At 71.8% G+C, this 17,360-nt stretch carries 14 protein-coding genes; 10 read left to right on the forward strand and 4 right to left on the reverse strand.

All coding sequences use genetic code 11. The features are described 5' to 3' along the window. The first annotated feature begins 181 nt into the window (after nucleotides 1-181). Together FFT21_RS12435 and FFT21_RS12440 are read left to right on the forward strand one after the other, a co-directional pair. Nucleotides 182-2,356 carry a transglycosylase domain-containing protein gene (locus FFT21_RS12435; protein WP_192909506.1) on the forward strand — a complete coding sequence of 725 codons (2,175 nt, stop codon included), beginning with the start codon at nucleotides 182-184 and terminating at the stop codon, nucleotides 2,354-2,356. A gap of 162 nt (nucleotides 2,357-2,518) precedes the next feature. Then, on the forward strand, nucleotides 2,519-4,087 hold the full coding sequence (locus FFT21_RS12440; RefSeq protein ID WP_137813991.1) for a glycosyltransferase family 87 protein: 1,569 nt from the start codon (nucleotides 2,519-2,521) through the stop codon (nucleotides 4,085-4,087). A gap of 12 nt (nucleotides 4,088-4,099) precedes the next feature. Here the strand turns inward: FFT21_RS12440 and FFT21_RS12445 are convergent, their stop codons facing one another. Beyond that, the gene (locus FFT21_RS12445) at nucleotides 4,100-5,506 is read right to left on the reverse strand and encodes a glycosyltransferase family 87 protein (protein ID WP_371856779.1); all 1,407 of its coding nucleotides are present in this window, start codon (nucleotides 5,504-5,506) and stop codon (nucleotides 4,100-4,102) included. 43 nt (nucleotides 5,507-5,549) lie between these two features. Beyond that, a complete protein-coding gene (locus FFT21_RS12450) occupies nucleotides 5,550-6,320 on the reverse strand; it encodes a deoxyribonuclease IV (RefSeq protein ID WP_137813992.1) in 771 nt (256 codons plus the stop codon). Nucleotides 6,321-6,730: 410 nt separating this feature from the next. Between FFT21_RS12450 and FFT21_RS12455 the strand changes: the two genes are divergently transcribed. The 8 genes from FFT21_RS12455 to FFT21_RS12490 all read left to right on the forward strand — a co-directional run bounded on the left by FFT21_RS12455 (nucleotide 6,731) and on the right by FFT21_RS12490 (nucleotide 12,931). Beyond that, complete coding sequence (locus tag FFT21_RS12455) at nucleotides 6,731-7,552, forward strand: hypothetical protein (protein WP_225978343.1); 822 nt, start codon at nucleotides 6,731-6,733, stop codon at nucleotides 7,550-7,552. Between the two features lie 105 nt (nucleotides 7,553-7,657). Beyond that, nucleotides 7,658-7,954, forward strand: coding sequence for a 30S ribosomal protein S6 (gene rpsF / locus FFT21_RS12460; RefSeq protein ID WP_137813994.1), 297 nt, complete (start codon nucleotides 7,658-7,660; stop codon nucleotides 7,952-7,954). Between the two features lie 18 nt (nucleotides 7,955-7,972). Continuing rightward, on the forward strand, nucleotides 7,973-8,464 hold the full coding sequence (locus FFT21_RS12465) for a single-stranded DNA-binding protein (protein WP_137813995.1): 492 nt from the start codon (nucleotides 7,973-7,975) through the stop codon (nucleotides 8,462-8,464). A 120-nt stretch (nucleotides 8,465-8,584) separates the two neighbouring features. Then, a complete protein-coding gene (rpsR, locus tag FFT21_RS12470) occupies nucleotides 8,585-8,824 on the forward strand; it encodes a 30S ribosomal protein S18 (RefSeq protein ID WP_137813996.1) in 240 nt (79 codons plus the stop codon). Between the two features lie 103 nt (nucleotides 8,825-8,927). After that, nucleotides 8,928-9,383 carry a 50S ribosomal protein L9 gene (gene rplI / locus FFT21_RS12475; RefSeq protein WP_137813997.1) on the forward strand — a complete coding sequence of 152 codons (456 nt, stop codon included), beginning with the start codon at nucleotides 8,928-8,930 and terminating at the stop codon, nucleotides 9,381-9,383. Nucleotides 9,384-9,915: 532 nt separating this feature from the next. After that, nucleotides 9,916-11,274 carry a replicative DNA helicase gene (gene dnaB / locus FFT21_RS12480; protein ID WP_225978344.1) on the forward strand — a complete coding sequence of 453 codons (1,359 nt, stop codon included), beginning with the start codon at nucleotides 9,916-9,918 and terminating at the stop codon, nucleotides 11,272-11,274. A 162-nt stretch (nucleotides 11,275-11,436) separates the two neighbouring features. Continuing rightward, a complete protein-coding gene (locus FFT21_RS12485) occupies nucleotides 11,437-11,871 on the forward strand; it encodes an SPW repeat protein (protein WP_137813999.1) in 435 nt (144 codons plus the stop codon). A 208-nt stretch (nucleotides 11,872-12,079) separates the two neighbouring features. Beyond that, nucleotides 12,080-12,931, forward strand: coding sequence for a sensor domain-containing diguanylate cyclase (locus FFT21_RS12490; RefSeq protein WP_137814000.1), 852 nt, complete (start codon nucleotides 12,080-12,082; stop codon nucleotides 12,929-12,931). A 100-nt stretch (nucleotides 12,932-13,031) separates the two neighbouring features. Here FFT21_RS12490 and FFT21_RS12495 read toward each other — a convergent pair whose 3' ends face one another. Both FFT21_RS12495 and FFT21_RS12500 read right to left on the reverse strand, forming a co-directional pair. Then, nucleotides 13,032-15,932, reverse strand: a complete 2,901-nt coding sequence (locus FFT21_RS12495; RefSeq protein WP_137814001.1) for a beta strand repeat-containing protein — start codon at nucleotides 15,930-15,932, stop codon at nucleotides 13,032-13,034. 174 nt (nucleotides 15,933-16,106) lie between these two features. After that, nucleotides 16,107-17,207, reverse strand: coding sequence for a hypothetical protein (locus tag FFT21_RS12500; protein ID WP_137814002.1), 1,101 nt, complete (start codon nucleotides 17,205-17,207; stop codon nucleotides 16,107-16,109). Between the last annotated feature and the right edge of the window lie 153 nt (nucleotides 17,208-17,360).

The raw sequence follows: 17,360 nt of genomic DNA on the forward strand, positions 1-17,360 counted from the left end.
ACCTGCGCCGATGATCGCGGTAACGTGGCATGGCGGCCTCTGCGGGGCCAACCGTCGGGGGGCGGGACACGACCGGGCGGAGCGGTCCGTCCGGTGCCTGGCGTGTCCCGGCCAACACGCTCCGACCACCGAACGGTGGCCCGCAGCGGGTCGCCGGTCTGGGAGGCCCACACAGATGCGCATGGGACAGAACAGACCACGGGGGAGACAGCCGTACTGGCGGGACGCCGTCGAGCCGCCGTACGGGGGTCCGGCGCCATGGGTGCTCCAGCAGCGGGAGGCCCACCGCCGGCGGTTATGGCGGCGGATTCGCCGCGCCAGCTACGTGCTCGCGGCGGCGGGCATCCTCGGCCCGATCGCCGCCTTCGTCATCGCCTACCAGTTCGTCGACGTGCCGTCGCCGGCGGAGGTCGCTGCCTCCCAGAACCAGGTCGTCACGCTGTACTACGCGGACGGCACCGAGATGACGAAGATCATCCCGGACGGTGGCGACCGGACCCTCGTGCGGTACCAGGACGTCCCGGAGCAGGTGCGGCACGCCGTGCTGGCCGCGGAGGACGCCACCTTCGAGACCAACCCCGGATTCGACATCGCCGGCATCGCGCGCGCCGCGTTCAACAACCTCAGCGGCGGCACCGGCGGCGGGTCCACGATCACCCAGCAGTACATCAAGAACGCCACCTCGAACGACCAGCACACGCTGACCCGCAAGTTCTTCGAGGTCGTCAAGGCGTACAAGATGAACAACCAGCAGTCCAAGCAGGACATCCTGACCGCCTACCTGAACACCATCTACTTCGGTCGGGGCGCCAACGGCATCCAGGCGGCGGCGCACGCCTACTACGGCACCGACGTCCAGCACCTCACCGCGGAGCAGGCCGCGATGATCGCCGGCATGATCCAGCGGCCGTCCGACACCGACCAGGCGTTCGCCGAGCGGCGGTGGAACTTCGTGATGGACCAGATGGTGAAGAACGGCTGGCTGAGCCCGACCGAGCGGCAGTCCGCCAGCTTCCCCCAACCGCTACCGCGCGAGCTGACCAAGCCGAAGACGCTGCAGGGCCCGGATCGGCTGATCCAGGACCGGGTGATGGCCGAACTCGACCAGCGCGGCATCCCCGAAGACCAGGTGCAGCATCAGGGCATGAAGATCTTCACCACGATCGACCGCAAGGCGCAGCAGTCGGCCAAGAAGGCCGTGACCGACGTGATGAACGGGCAGCCGGACAACCTCCGGCAGGCGCTGGTGGCCGTGGACCCGCGCACCGGCGGGGTGAGGGCCTACGTCGGCAGCATGACCGGCACCGGCATCGACTACGCGATGCAGCCGCAGGAACCCGGCTCGTCGTTCAAGCCGTTCGACCTGGTCGCCGCGCTGGAGAAGGGCCACGGCATCGGCGAGGCGTACGACGGCAGCTCACCGCGCACCTTCGCCGGGCTGGCCAAGCCGATCCGCAACTCGGAGAACGTGCAGTGCCCGTTCCCGTGCGGGGTGCGGGAGGCGATGCGCCGCTCGATCAACACCGTGTTCATGGACATGGTGATGAACGTGACCGGCACCCAGGCGGTGGCCAACGCGGCGCACCAGGCCGGCATCCCGGAGACCATCGGGGACGCCAGGACGCTGGTCGGTGAGAACGGCGGCGCCCCGGACGCGAACATCGCCATCGGCGGCGGCCGGACCCAGGTGCGGCCGTTCGACATGGCGTCCGCCTACGCCACGTTCGCCGCCGACGGTGTGCGGCGCGCCCCGCACTTCGTCGCCAAGGCCGAGGACTCCCGCGGCAACGTCGTCTACCAGACGGCCATCCAGGCGGTGTCCGCCTTCGACCAGAACGACCAGGCGCACAGCGCGAACATCGCCCGCAACGTCACCGAGACGCTGCTGCCGATCCCGGGCGCGTCGAACATCGGCTGCACCAACAGCCGGCCGTGCGCGGGCAAGACCGGCACGCAGCAGTTCAACGACACCGATCTGAACGCCAAGGCGTGGATGGTGGGCTACACACCGTCGATCTCCGCGGCGGCCTGGGTCGGCACGGACCGGGCCGAACCGATCATGGACTCCAGCGGAAAGACCATTTTCGGCAGCGGGCTGCCCGGCCATATCTGGCAGGCGTTCATGAACACCTACCTGGCCGGGACAAAGGTCGAGCGCTTCCCGAAGGCCAGCCCGATCGGCCAGTACCAGGACGTCGCCACCGCCATCAAGCAGGGCAGGTCGACGAACGAGCAGGACAAGCAGAACCAGGGGGACCGTAACCAGCAGGCCGAGTGCGACAACCCGTTCAACCTGTTCTGCCTGTTCGAGCCGGACCGGAAGCACCGGCGCAAGGACACCGACAACGGCGGGTAGGAAACCGACGAGATGACGCTCGCCGGCGGCCAGCCGACGCTCCGGCTGGCCGCCGAGCGGGAGCGCGCCGGGCCGCCGGCATGGCACCCGTCCGGGGCAGCGCACGCCGGCGCGGAGGATGCCTGACCTCGGGTTGACCCGGATACCCGTAGCATCCGCCGCGTGTCCAGCACCGCGCAGACCAAAGCGACCAGCCCGGCCCCGCCCGGTCCCGGCGACACCGACTCGCTCGGACCGTCCGACCGGGTTGTCCCGACCTGGACCGAGCCGCTGGCCAGGCAGGCCAGCCGGCTCGTCGGCGGACCGCTGGGCCGGCACGCCGCCGTGGGCCGGCAGTGGTTCTGGACGCCGCTGCGCGTGGTGCTGCTGCTCGCCCTGATCACACTCGCGCTGGGCTGGTTCCAGAAGGCGCCGTGCGTCCAGACCTACACCGACGACAACGGCGTGCAGCAGTTGGACTGGCGGGGCAGCAAGCAGTACGTGGCCATGTGCTACTCGGACACGGTGCCGCTCTACACCGCGGAGCGGCTGGACCGGCCGAGCACCTTCCCGTACCGCACCTCGTGGGTGGACAACCCGGGCACGCCGCAGGCGCAGGTGCGCTACATGGAGTACCCGGTGATCACCGGGCTGTTCCAGTGGTTCAACGCCAAGCTGGCGCAGGGCTGGCAGACCATCGCCTCGTACGGCTGGCTGCCCGGCAGCATGACCGTGGTCGCCTACTTCGACATCACCGCGTTCTGGCTGGCGCTGGCCTGGCTGGTGACCACCTGGGCGGTGGCCAGGATCGCCAGGCGCCGGATCTGGGACGCGGCGATCGTGGCGGTCTCCCCGCTGGTCATCGACCAGGCTTTCACCAACTTCGACACACTGGCCACCGCGCTGGCCACCGCCGGGATGCTGGCCTGGGCCAGGAAGAAACCCGTGCTGGCCGGCGTGCTGATCGGGCTGGGCGGGGCGACCAAGCTGTACCCGCTGTTCCTGCTCGGCCCGCTGCTGCTGCTCGCGTTGCGCGCCGGGCGGTTGCCCGCCGCGCTGCGTGCCACGCTGACCGCGGCGATCGCCTGGGCCGCAGTGAACCTGCCGATCGCGCTGCTCTACCCGGCCGGCTGGCGGGAGTTCTTCCGGTTGAACACGGTGCGCGGCGCCGACCCGGACTCGCTGTACAACGCGCTGTCCTACTTCACCGGCTGGCGCGGTTTCGACGGCACGCTCGGACCGGGTCAGGCGCCCACCATGCTCAACACGGTGAGCGCCGCGCTGTTCCTGGCCTGCTGCGCCGGCATCGCCTGGGTCGCCCTCTCCGCGCCGAGCCGACCCCGGTTCGCCCAGCTCGGCTTCCTGTTGGTCGCCGCGTTCCTGCTGACCAACAAGGTGTGGAGCCCGCAGTACTCGCTGTGGCTGGTGCCGCTTGCGGTACTGGCCGTGCCGCGGTGGAAGGTGCTGCTCGCCTGGATGACCGTGGACGCGCTGGTCTGGGTGCCGCGGATGTTCTACTACCTCGGCGTCAACAACAAGGGTCTGCCGGAGGACTACTTCCTCGGCACGGTGCTGGTGCGGGACGCGTTCGTGGTGCTGCTGGCCGTGCTGGTGCTGCGGGACATCTACCGCCCGGAGGGGGACCCGGTGCGCCGGGCCGGTGACGACGACCCGGCCGGCGGTGTGCTGGACGGCGCGCCGGACCGCGTGGTCCTCGGTCGCGCCCGCCGGCCCGCCGCCGTTCCGGCCTGACCCCGGTGGCGGCTACGCGTTGACCACGCCCGGCGGGACCGGCCGGTCCCGCTCGACCGTGCTCCGAGCGGCCAGGAAGGCGAAGAACAACCCGGCGAGCAGCGCGGCCCTGCCCCATACGCCGATCACCACGGCCTGCGCGGCGAAACTGTCGTAGATCCCGGACGGCCGGCCGAACTCGATCTCCCAGTACCAGCGGAAGATGCCGATGCCCATCGCCGCGTCGGCGAGGAGGTAGCCGATCACCCAGCCGAGCCGGATGCGGAGCAGCACGAACATCGGCACCAGCCACAGCGTGTACTGCGGCGAGTGGACCTTGTACAGCAGCAGGAAGCCGCACAGCATCGCGGCGGACACCTGGATCCACGGGTAGCTGCCCTCCCGCCGGTACCGCCGCCAGCCCAGCGCGCACGCCAGCAGGAACGACCCGGCGACGGCGACCGCCGATACCACGCCGATGGCCTGCTGGAACGGCAGGTTGCTCGGGTCCGAGTAAGGCCGGAGACCCCAGAACCAGATCGAGTTCGTGGTGATGTCCACCCGGCGGGTCCGCTGGAAGTCGAACGACGCCAGCCACCCCTGCCCGCCGAGCAGTGCGAACGGCAGATTGATCAGCACGGCGGTGACCACCGCGGCCGCCGCCACCCGCACCGCGCCCACGAGGTCGTAGCGGCGACCGGCCGGCAACTCCCGGCCCCCGGCACCGCCGGTGGCCACGTACAGCACCAGCGGCGGCACGAAGATCGCCGGGTACAGCTTCAGGCAGAACCCGACGGCCAGCAGCACCGAGGCCGCCGTCGCGCGCTGGACCAGCGGCCGGTCCGCGCCCCGCCGGCCCCAGCCGCGGTGCACCACGTAGCCGGCGGCCACCGCGCAGGCCACCACCGGCAGATCCCAGTTGTGGAACGCGTACAGCACCAGCGGCGGCCCGACCGCCCACAGCAACGCCCGCCAACCCGACATCCGGCCCAGCAGCCACGCGGTGAGCAGGCCGAACGGCGCCAGCAGCAGCGCCGAGACGAGCAGGAACCCGGCGTCGGTGTGCACCCGGTTCGCGCCCACCCAGATCAGCAGGCCGGTGAGCACCGGGTACTCGATCGCGCCGCCGGACAGCTCGCCGTCCGGGCTGATCCGCCCACCGATGTAGGGAAAGACGTGCCGGTCGATGTCCCGGCCGATCCACAGGTGCTGGATGTCCGAGTAGCAGGCGTCCCGCTCGGTGCGCTCCTTGTAGTCGGGCTGGCTGCGGCCCCACTGGTCGAACTGCGGCCCGGCGCACCGCGCCTTGTTCAGATAGCCGCCGAGCAGCGTCAGCCCGCACAGCAGCACCAACAGCACGAGCGCGACCCGGCCCAGCGCGCGCCGGGTGGGGGACGGTTCGGAGGCCACCCGCCGGCGACCGACTTCGCCCTGGGTCACCGGCGCCGCCTCCGATGCCGGCTGCCGGGTGGAGCGCACCCGGTCACCGACCGAGCTTGTCGCGCAGGAAGGCGATGTCGTCGGCCTGACCCTCGGCGGGTGTCTCCACCACGATCGGCGCGTCCGCGGCGGCACACACCGCGACCAGCAGTTCCGGGTCGATCGTGCCGCTGGGGATGTTCGCGTGCCGGTCCCGGGACGACCCGAACGGGTCACGCGAGTTGTTCAGGTGCACCAGGTCGATCCGGCCGGTGATTGCCTTCACCCGGTCGACGATGCCGAGCAGTTCCTCGCCCGCGGCGAACGCGTGGCAGGTGTCCAGCACGAACCCCGGCTCGAACTCGCCGATCTGCTCCCACAACCTGGCCACCATGTCCAGCCGTCGGGCCATGGCGTTGTCCCCGCCCGCGGTGTTCTCCACCAGGACAGGTACCGCGAACCCGCCCTCGGCGGCCTGCCGCTCGAACAGCTTGCGCCAGTTGGCCAGCCCCTCGGCCGGGTCGTCGGTCCTGGTCACGTGGCCGCCGTGCACCACGAGCCCCCTGGCGCCCACCGCGGCGGCCGCCTTCGCGTGCTGCACCACCAGCTTGCGGGACGGGATGCGGATGCGGTTGTTCAGCGACGCGACGTTGATGACGTACGGCGAGTGGATGTAGACGTCGATGTCGCTGGCTCGCAGTTCCTCGGCCTGCGGATGCGGCTGCGGAGACTTCCAGCCCTGCGGGTCCGCCAGGAAGAACTGGATGATCTCGGCACCGCGCTCGCGCGCCGCGCCCAGTGGATCACCATCGCGGACGTGAGCTCCGATGCGCATATCCGGCAAGCCTAGTCGGGTGCGCCGTGTCGACCTAGCTGTCACACCATGCGGTCAACCGGCGTTTCGGCCCGTGCGCGTTGTCCGCGACCGGGCCAGCGCGGTTCACCAGCGCGCGCCTCCAGACGGCGCGGTGCCACCCGGAGTACCGCTGCTACTGGACCGAATTGGTTCGGTCCGGGTATGGCGGGCGTCACCGTCGAGGCGTAGCGTGACCCGTTAGGTTACTCACCGGTAGATCCGGAGGGATCAGCATGCGAGCGCGGCTCGGGCGGTTAGTGGCGACCGCCGCGGTGGTCATTGCCGCGAGCTCTGTGGGTGCCGCGGTCGGCACCGAGCCGGCCGCCGCCGCTGCCCCGATCGTGGTCGGCAGCTGCTCGACCTCGGCACAGGGAGCCCCGGGGCAGCCCGTGTCGCTGAGCCCGGCCGCCGTGGTCGAGCCGATCGTGACCGTGATCGACGCGCTGCCCGGCGGCTCACTGGTGGCAGGCTCATTCCGGCAGGCGTTCCTCGCGCTGCCGCCGATCCCGATCGGCGCCATCCCGTCCGGCCAGGGCTACATCTCGGGCGCCACCATCGCCAACCAGGTGGTCGCCCAGCTCGGCAAGACGCCGCTCGGCGCGCTGCTCACACCCGTGAGCAACGGCGTGCGGCAGGTCCTCACCTCGGCGTGCGGGATCGCCGTGACCGGCGTCAACGCCGCCGCCGGGCAGGTGCAGGCCGGCGCGTCCGCCGCGGCGAGCGCGGTCCAGCAGGGCACGGCGGCGCTGTCCCCGCCGAGCCAGTCCTCCGGCGGCCCGGGCAGTGGCCAGCAGAGCCCGCCGGCGAGCCCCGGCGCGGCGCAGCCGGGCGGTTCCGGCTTCGCCGCGGTGGGCGGCTACTCGCCCGGCGGCGCGCCGCTGTACGACTTCGGCGGCGGCTTGGTGGGCACCGGCCGGGCGTCCCCCTTCAACTACGGCGACCTGCCGTTCGCCATCCCCGGGGACTGGGCGCCCTCGCCCGGCCTGCTCTACGGCAACGAGGTACCCGGCTACGCCCCGCAACTCGGCACGCTCGGCGCGGCCCAGGACGACGTGCGCACGGCGGCCGGCGGAGCGCAGGCACTCAACCCGGTCCGGGACGACAACCGGGTCGGCGCCCCGGTGCTGCTGGCCGTGGTCATGCTGTCCTGCGTCACGGCCGCGCTGGTACGCCGCTGGGTGCTCACCCGGGCTGCCGCGGCGACCGGCTGAGAAGGCCTCCGGTACCGGTTGCTATCCTTCCCGGGTTGCTGACGCGACGACCCTCCTGCCACGGAGAGCCCGTGGCCGCCAGTCCACAGGAGGTGACAGGTCTTCATGCGTCATTACGAGGTCATGGTCATCCTCGACCCCAGTCTCGACGAGCGCACGGTCGCGCCGTCGCTGGACACCTTCCTCAACGTCATCCGGACCTCCGGGGGCAACGTGGAGAAGGTCGACGTCTGGGGTCGCCGGCGGCTGAGCTACGAGATCAAGAAGCACGGCGAGGGTATCTACGCGGTGCTGGACGTGGTCTCCGAGCCGGACGCGGTCAAGGAGCTGGACCGTCAGCTGTCCCTGAACGAGTCGGTGCTGCGCACTAAGGTCCTGCGGCGAGAGGACGCCCGGGCCTGACCAGCGAGGAGTTCACTGATGGCTGGCGAGACGACGATCACGGTGGTCGGCAACCTGACCGCCGATCCGGAGCTGCGCTTCACCCCTTCCGGGGCCGCGGTGGCGAACTTCACCGTCGCCTCCACGCCCCGCACCTTCGATCGCCAGACCGGTGAGTGGAAGGACGGCGAGGCGCTGTTCCTGCGATGCAACATCTGGCGTCAGGCCGCTGAGAACGTGGCCGAGTCGCTGACCAGGGGGATGCGAGTGATCGTGTCCGGCCGGTTGCGGCAGCGCTCCTTCGAGACGAAGGAGGGCGAGAAGCGGACCGTGATCGAGCTGGAGGTCGACGAGGTCGGCCCCTCCCTGCGTTACGCGACCGCCAAGGTCAACAAGGTGAGCCGCGCGGGTGCTGGCGGCGGTGGCGGTGGTTTCGGGGGCTCCGGTTCCTCCGCCGCGCCGGCCGACGACCCGTGGGGTTCCGCGCCGCCCGCCGGTTCCGGCGGGTTCAGCGACGAGCCGCCGTTCTGACGCCGAACCCTCGGCGGCACGAAGCCGCACCCGAAAGCATCGCGTACCTGTGCCTGATCCAGGCGATCCAGGCACCGTCATCCAGAGCAACCGAACCGCGTTCGATCCAGGAGTTCAATGGTGGCCAAGGCACCAGTCCGCAAGCCCAAGAAGAAGGTTTGCGTCTTCTGCACGGACAAGTCCGCGCCGTCGATCGACTACAAGGACACCACGATGCTGCGGAAGTTCATCTCCGACCGCGGCAAGATCCGTGCCCGCCGGGTGACCGGCAACTGCAGCAAGCACCAGCGTGACGTCGCCACCGCGGTGAAGAACGCCCGCGAGATGGCGCTGCTGCCGTACACGTCGACCGCCCGCTGACCACGCCTGTCTCCGCTGGGACGGCGGTGCCGCGCGGGATTCCGCGCGCCCGTCTCCGGCGGGACACGCTCGCCAGACCCAAGGAACGAAAGAGGAGTGCGTCGTGAAGCTCATCCTCACCGCTGACGTGAGCGGCCTCGGCGGTCCGGGCGACCTCGTCGAGGTCAAGGACGGCTACGGCCGCAACTACTTGCTGCCCTGGGGGCTGGCCATCGCGGCCACCAAGGGCGCCGAGAAGCAGGTGCGCACCATCCGCCGGGCGCAGGAGGCCCGCCGCATCCGCGACCTCGACCACGCCAAGGAGGTCAAGGGCACGCTGGAGGGCATCAGCCCCGTCGCCCTGTCCGCCAAGGCGGCCGGCGCCAGCGGCAAGCTGTTCGGCTCGGTCACCCAGGCCGACATCGTCTCCGCGGTCAAGGCGGCCGGCGGCCCGACGCTGGACAAGCGGGCCATCGAGTTGCCAGGGCACATCAAGACCGTGGGCACGTACTCCGTGAAGGTGCGCCTGCACCCGGAGGTCGTCGCCGCGCTCGACGTGAACGTCAGCGCCCAGGGCTGAACCGGGCCGGACCACCCGGCGCGATCGCCCGCGCACGGGGGATCGCTCACGCAGCGTTACTGCGGCACGGCCATTATCATCCGGAAGCGCCGTTCGACCTGAATCAATCCAGGGAACGGCGCTTCCGTCTGTTCCGGCGGTCGCACGCATCCACAACGCCTGTGGATAGCTGGCTGTGACGGCTCGATCGCGACACGCCGAAGGGTCGGTCAGGCGCGACACGCCGATCACTTTCGAGCAACGTTTTCCACACCTTACCCACATGGTCTGACCTGGGCTTTTACATCACCCCTGGTCAGGGCTCCACAGGTTTTCCACAGCGAAGGGTGCGCCTGTGGTCACCTGCCCCCGATCATCCCCAGGTTGTCCACAGATCCGTCCCCAGGGCCATTTGCCCGGCGCGGTGAGCCCGATCTAGCGTCCGCCATCACCGGCGCGTGCCATGCCCCAGAACTGTCGGCGCGACGGGGTAGAAAACGGAGGTCGTCGCAACGCTGTGTTGCGACGCGGGAGACGGGGAGGTGCGAGCAAGGTGGCGCTCGCGGACGACCGGGGAGTGGCCGAAGCGTTCGAGAAGCAGCCGCCCCAGGAGATCGCCGCGGAGCAGTCGGTGCTAGGCGGGATGCTGCTGAGCAAGGACGCCATCGCCGACGTGGTGGACGTGCTCCGGCCGGAGGATTTCTACCGCCCCGCCCACCAGGCCATCTACGACTGCATCCTGGACCTGTACGGCAGGGGCGAGCCGGCCGACCCGATCACGGTGTCCGCCGAGTTGGACCGGCGCGGCGAGTTACTGCGCGTCGGCGGGGCACCCTACCTGCACACCCTGATCGCCACCGTGCCCACCGCGGCGAACGCCGGGTACTACGCGGAGATCGTCGCCGAGAAGGCGGTGCTGCGCCGGCTGGTCGAGGCCGGCACCCGGATCGTGCAACTCGGCTACCACGGGGCCGAGGGCGCCGAGATCGACGAGATCGTGGACCGGGCCCAGGCCTCCATCTACGACGTCACGGCGCGGCGGACCAGCGAGGACTTCGTCTCTCTCGAGGACCTGCTGCAGCCGACCATGGACGAGATCGACGCGATCGCGTCCCGCGGCGGCGCGGCGCTCGGGGTGCCCACCGGCTTCGCCGACCTCGACGCGGTATCCAACGGCCTGCACGCCGGTCAAATGGTCATCATCGCCGCCCGTCCCGGTGTGGGCAAATCCACCCTCGGGCTGGACTTCGCGAGGTCGTGCTCGGTGAAGCACGGGCTGACCAGCGTGATCTTCTCGCTGGAGATGAGCCGCACGGAGATCGTCATGCGGTTGCTCTCCGCCGAGGCGAAGATCCGGTTGCAGGACATGCGCGGCGGCCGGATGACCGACGACGACTGGACCAGGCTGGCCAGGCGGATGAGCGAGATCAGCGAGGCCCCGCTGTTCATCGACGACTCGCCGAACATGACCATGATGGAGATCCGGGCCAAGGCCAGGCGGCTGAAGCAACGCAACGACCTGGCGCTGATCGTGGTCGACTACCTCCAGCTGATGACCTCGGGCAAGCGGGTCGAGTCCCGCCAGCAGGAGGTGTCCGAGTTCTCCCGGAACCTCAAGCTGCTGGCCAAGGAGCTGGAGGTCCCGGTGGTTGCCATCAGCCAGCTCAACCGCGGCCCGGAACAGCGCACCGACAAGCGCCCAATGCTCGCCGACCTGCGCGAATCCGGTTCGCTGGAGCAGGACGCCGACATGGTGATCCTGGTGCACCGGCCGGATGCGTGGGAGCGGGACGATCCGCGCGCTGGCGAGGCCGACCTGATCCTGGCCAAGCACCGTGCCGGCCCGACCACCACCATCACCGTGGCCCACCAGCTGCACTACAGCCGGTTCGTCGACCTCGCCCAGGGCTGACGGCGCCTCGAACCGCCGACCGACACGAAGGTTGACGGCGCCTGCACGGCCAGCCGGCACCAGAGCAAAACGCCGTTATGTTCCTCGTGACGGGGATGCGACGAGTGGGGTGTTTGCCTTTGTTGTTGGACGGAAATGAGCGGGTGTGGGAGGTGAAGCGAGATGTCGACACGCCCCGCGCAGACGCCGATCGAGGCACACCCGGACCTGATGGCCCTGCGTGCCCACTATGAGGAGGCCTCCGAGACGCCGCTCGCGAGGACGCTCTACGGACTCACCTGCCTGGCCGGCCTGTACGCCGCGATCTCGCCCTGGGTGGTCAAGTTCAGCGTTATCCCCTACATCACGGTGAACAACCTGATCGTCGGGCTCGCCGTGGCCGTGATGGCGCTGGGGTTCGCGTCGGCGTACGGCCGGACGCACAACCTGGCGTGGACCACACCGGTCCTCGGGGTATGGCTGATCATCAGTCCGTGGGTGATCCTGCAGAAGGCGGCGACTACCGGCCTGATCGCGAGCAACGTCATCGTCGGCGCGATCATTCTCCTGCTGGGCGCGGGAGTGGCCTCGCTCGGGATGACCCGCCAGTTCGGCTGACCGTCCCGATCCGGCTGCCGGTCGCCACGGCCGGCAGCAGGGCTTTGCCTGCATCGATTACACAGAGAATTTACTACTGACTGTGCGTAGTCGACGCGCCGGCGGCACAGGAAGATCACCTTTACGGGTCCGGCCGACCTCTTGAAGTTTGTCCGGCCGGCAGAGCAGGCTCAACGCAGAGGCCGAGGCCAGCGGGGGGTGTGAGCCGATGAGTGCCGTGAACGTGGCGGCACCGAACACCGTCGGGGCGATCTGGGACGACCTGGTCGCCGAGCTGCCGGTGGGCGTGATGCTGCGGGATCAGCACGGTGACGTGCTGGCCGCGAACAAGCGCGCAGCCAGCCTGCTCGGGCTGAGCCAGGCGGACCTGCTGTGCGGCCGCCGGCCCGCGCGGTGGCGGCTGTGCGACGAGTCCGGCGCGCCGCTACCCAGCGACGCCGACCTGGCCGACCAGGTGTTCCGCATGGGTACCCCGCTGGCCGTGCCGATGGTGGTGACCAGGGACGGCACGCCCAGCGCACGGATCTGGGCGGACCATTACCCGCTGAACGTGCACGGTCGCCCCCGGCTGCTGGTGCTGCTGCAGCCGGTGGACGACGACGTGGCCCGCAGCCGAGGGCTGCTGGACCCGGTCACCGGGCTGCCCGGCCGGTTGCTGCTGCTGGACCGCCTGCAGCAGGCGCTGGTCCGGGCGCGTACCCGCGGCACGCTGGCCACCCTGGTGCTGCTGGACGTCCGACAACTGGCCGAGGTGAACGCGCGGTACGGCTTCGCCCGAGGTGACGAGGTGCTCTCCGTGCTGGGTGCGCGGCTGCGCAGCGGGCTGCGTGCCGACCACACCGTGGCCCGTTACGGCGGGGACGAGCTCGCGGTGGTCGCCGAGCATCCCAACGGCACCGGGGAGCCGATCGCGGAACGCGTTCGCGAACTGGCTGAGCGGCCAATCCGGGTGGGCGGGGAGCACCTGCGGCCCGGAGTCCGGGTCTGCTGGGTGACCAGCGACGGCAGTGCTCCGGTGCACTCGGTTCTCGCCTACGCGGAGAGCCGGCTGCATCCCTAGCGTCGTGCGAGGGGCCCCGCCGCGATGACGTGGAATCCCGGCAAGGCCCCTCGGCCACACACCCCCGTCTCCCGGCCCGCCGGCACCAGCGGGCCGGAGGTCAGGCCCTGGGCAGCTGGATCCCTCGGATCCGGTCGCGCAGGCTGCCCAGCAGGGTCCCCGGGTCCACCGGTGGCGCGGCCGGCGACGGCGCGAGCCCGCTGTACCGGTCGAGCCCGGCGCCGGACGGGTCAACGTGCATGCCGGACAGCTGCGCACCCTGCCCGCCGATCACCGGCAGTTCCTGGGTGGGCTCGTCGTCCAGCGCGTGCGCGCCGGAGCGCTCGCTGAACGGCGTGGCCGTGGGCGCGGGCAGCGGCGGCAGGTCCGGAGCCGGCAGCGTGATGCCGATGGGCCGCGCGGCCCTGGCGTGCCGGCCCTGCTGGAGCGCGGCGAAGGTGGGCAGGTCGGCCGGGCCGAGCCCGTCGCCGGTCGGCGGCAGGTCGAGGTGCGGAGTCTCGTCGCCGATCCCGATGTGGTCCCGGTCCTCCCCGTGGGTCAACGCCCGGCCGAGCACCTGGATCGGCACGTCGAAGATCTCCACGGCGGGGTTCGCCGGGGCGTAGCCGATCAGCCCGGACAGGCTGCGGTACGGGCCCTCGGTGGTGTTGCGGCCACCCACCTGGCCGAGGTTGTCGTCGTAGCCGGTCGCCTGGCCGATGCCGCCCACGGCGAGGGCGTCGCCGTACGCCTGCGGCACCTCGCTGGCCACCGGGGCGTTGAGGATGTTGCCGGAGAGCGCCCCGCCGCGGCCCGACGTGTCGTTGTTCCCGCCCGCGGCCGCGTGGGTCCCGTCCTCGCCGAACGCGCCGCCCACCCCGAGCGCGCTCACCGTGTCGCCGAACACCTGGCCGAAGGACAGCACGGCAGGGCTGGCCAGGTTGCCGGACAGCGCGCCGTGGTCGCCCGAGGTGCTGGCGTTGCCGCCGGCGTAGGAGTCGGTGGCGTTCCCCGCGACGCCGCGGGCCAGGCCGAACCAGGCGAGCGCGTCGCCGAACGCCTGGGTGGCGCCGGCCACCGCGGGGTTGGCGACGTTGCCGGAGCCGGCACCGCCGAAGCCGTCCGTGGTGCTGTTGCCACCCGCCTCGGCGGCGGTGTTGTTCAGCGCGGCCGCGTCCGCGGTGCCCACCGTCGAGCTGGCCACGCCGAACAGCTGCGCTGGCTGCGCGAGGGAGCCGTAGAGGATGTTGCCCGAGCCGCTGCCCCTGGTGCCCTTGGCCTCGGTGTCGCCACCGGCCGTAGTGGTGGTGTTGTTGGTGCCGCGGCCGCGCACGTTGGCGATCCACCCGGCGGCGTCGCCGAATGCCTGCACCGGCATCGCCACCGCGCCACCGACGATGTTGCTGCTCAGCGTGCCTCCGTCGTCGTTGGTGTTGACCTTGCCGTTGCCGGAGTGGATGTCCTTGTCGGTTTCCACGCCCTGCGCGTCGGCCGTGCCGGCCACCGCACCGGCGAGGCCGTAGCCCTCCACCGGAGGGGCCAGCGGGGTGCTGATCACGTTGCCGGAGCCGGTGGCGTCGTTGCCGGTGGTCCCGGTGTACCCGCCGGTGGTGGCGCTGGTGGTGTTGCTGCCCCGGCCGCCGGCGTTGCCGAGCACCGAGCCGGCGTTGCCGAACACGTCCACCGCACCGGCGGGCGGCACGTTCACGCCCTCGGCGGACAGCACGGAGTGGTCGCCGTTGGTGAAGGTGTTGCCCCCAGCGCTGGAGTGGGTGACGTTGTCGAAGCCGCTGTCGGCGTTGCCGATCACAGAACCACCATTACCGAACGCCTGCACCGGCACCGCCACCGGCCCCTCGATGGTCGACCCGGATCCGGTGGAGCCGACGCCGCTGGTGTCCACGCCGCCACCGGCATCGGTGTGCTTCTCGGCGCTGCCCCTGGCCAGCGCGTTGCCCACGGCGGAGAGCGCGTTGCCGTCCAACTCCGCCGGGCCGGACAGCGGCAGTTCGCCGCCGTTGCCGGAAAGCGTGCTGTGGTCGCCGCTGGTCCGGACGTAGCTGGGCAGCCCGAACTTGTTGGGCACGGTGCTGCCGGCGATCGCCTCGGCCTCGGTGTCCGAATGCGACTTGGCGTTGCCGCCCGCGCCGATGGCGTTGCCGTTCACGCCGAGCGGCGTGCCGACCGGCAGGCCGAGCGCGTTGCCGGAAAGGGTGGCCTGGTCGCCGCTGGTGGACAGCGCGCCGGGGGCGTGCGCGCTGGACTCCGACGTGGAGTCCGAGTGGGCGTTGCCGAGCACGCCGGCCGCGTTGCCGTCGGCCTGCACCGGCAGGGCAGCCTGGCCAGCCAGGACGTTGCCCGCGAGCACGCCCCGGTCGCCGCCGGTGGTCACGCCGCCGCCGGAGGTGGTGTCCTGCGAGGAGTGGCTGTGCGTGCCGGCGTTGCCGCCCACCGCCAGCGCGTTTCCGGTGACCTGCAGCGGGACCGCCCCGACGAACTGCAACACGTTGCCGGTGAGCACGCCGTGGCCGCCGTCGGTGTCGACGGGGTGGTACGCGGCGGCGGACTGCTGGGAGTCGCCGTTCGCCTCGGCGTTGCCGAGCAGGCCGATCGCGTTGTTCTCCACCTGCACCGGGATCACCAGGTCGGCGCTGGCCCGGTTGCCGCGGAAGGTGTCCCCACCGTCCTGCTGGTGCATCGGTCGGAGGGCGTGCCTGCCGGTCGGCTCCGCGGCACCGGCCAGCGGCGCGGTGAGCCGGCCGGCCGGCGCCTGGAGGGCACTGGGCAGCGCGTGGGCGACCTGGTCGGTGTTGATGTCGCGGTGGATCTCGGGTGCCGCCTTGCTGCCCTGCGGCGTGCCCACCACGTTGTTGCCGATGTCGATCGGCACGTCGACCCCGCCGCCCAGCGGCGTGCAGGGACGGTCCGCGCACTGCTCGGCGGAGGCGATGCCCGCGCCGACGGCCAGCATTCCCCCGGTCATCAGCGCGGTCTGGATGCCGCGCTTCGCCCAGGTCTGCATGGGTTCTCCTTCCATTGGGGTGACGCGAGTGGCCGGTCTCGGGGTACGTCGGGGTTTGGTCCGGCCACCCGGATGGGGATGCGGGTCGGTTTGCCCGCGTGGTCGAGTGCGCCGCGGTCGCGGCAGCGGAGGCGCGCCGGTTCTCCGGCGATCGCGCCTGCCGCAGGCGGCGGGTCAGTCGGGGGTGACGCCGGGCTGCGCGCCGCTGGCGGCCGGCTCGGACTGCGCACCCGGGCGGAGGGCGCGGGCCAGCGCGGTCCCGGGCAGGTGCGCCGGCGAGGCGGTGGCGCCGGCCGGGTGGCCACCGGAGGACGCGGAACCCTGCGATCCGCAGGCGCAGGAGCTGACCGGCACGATCACCGGCGGACCGCCGGGGGCAAGCGGAGCGGGCGGGGGTGCCGGCACGGTGGACCGGTGCGCCGGGATGCCGCGGGGTGCGGGCACCGTGGTCGCGGTGCCGGTCCAGCCGTCGGGCGACACGGCGGTCGCCGGCTCGGCGCTCGGGGCGGTGGGCACAGCCGGCACGGGTGGCGCGGCCATCGACTCGCCGGCCGCCGCGGCTCCGGGCACGCTCTGCGCCAGCCCGCCGGCCGTCTCGACCGGGTTCGGCACGAGTCCGCCGGCGGCGAGCTGGCCGCCGCCGAAGGCGTCGCGTAGCGCGCCGGCGACCTGGTCGATGCCCGGCCGCGGGTTGGGCGCGCCCGGTGCCGGCGCGAGCCAGCCGCCCAGTGCCGGAACGGCCGGGCGGGTCAGTTCGTCGAGGGCGCCGGCGACCGGACCGGTCACGGCGTCGGCCAGCAACGGGGGTGCCAGTCGCGGTGCCGGCACCGGGCGCGCGTCGGAGCTGGCGACCGGCTCGCCCGGGCAGTCCCCGTAGCCGGCCGCCGGGTCGCCCGGGCCCGCGCCGGAGCCGGTGACCGGGACGGTGGGGCGCGCGCCGGGTTCGCTGGTCCACGGCCCGGGCAGCCGGTCGGCCAACCGCCACTCCGCCACCTGCGGCCCGTGCGGGGTGAGGCGGTGGGCCGGGTGGTGCGGGGCGAGGCGCGGCGCATCCGGAAGGTCGATGCCGTGCGAGTGGGTGGGTGGCCGCTCGGCCGAAGTTCTCGCGACGGGGTGCGCTTCGCCATCGGCGCTCGGGGCCGCGGCGGCGCAGGCGGTGGAGAGCAGCCAGGCCGCCGCGGTGCCAGCGACGGTGCCGCCCAGCACGAGCAGGGTGCGGGACAGCAGCCGGCGCACGCGGGTCGCCCCCGCCGTCGCTCGCTGCTCGGCCGCCATCGCTTCCTCTCGTACTTCGTGGCGACGACCCGACCCGGTCCGCGGGCGGCGGAGCCCAGCTCCGATCAAGGACCCACCGGTTACGCGTGGGCGGCACTGCGGTAGCTCGCCGTGCTCGATCCGCCACGCGTCGTCGCAGCAGGCACTCTGCCA

The sequence above is a fragment of the Gandjariella thermophila genome (genome assembly GCF_005405885.1).
GTDB lineage: Bacteria > Actinomycetota > Actinomycetes > Mycobacteriales > Pseudonocardiaceae > Gandjariella > Gandjariella thermophila.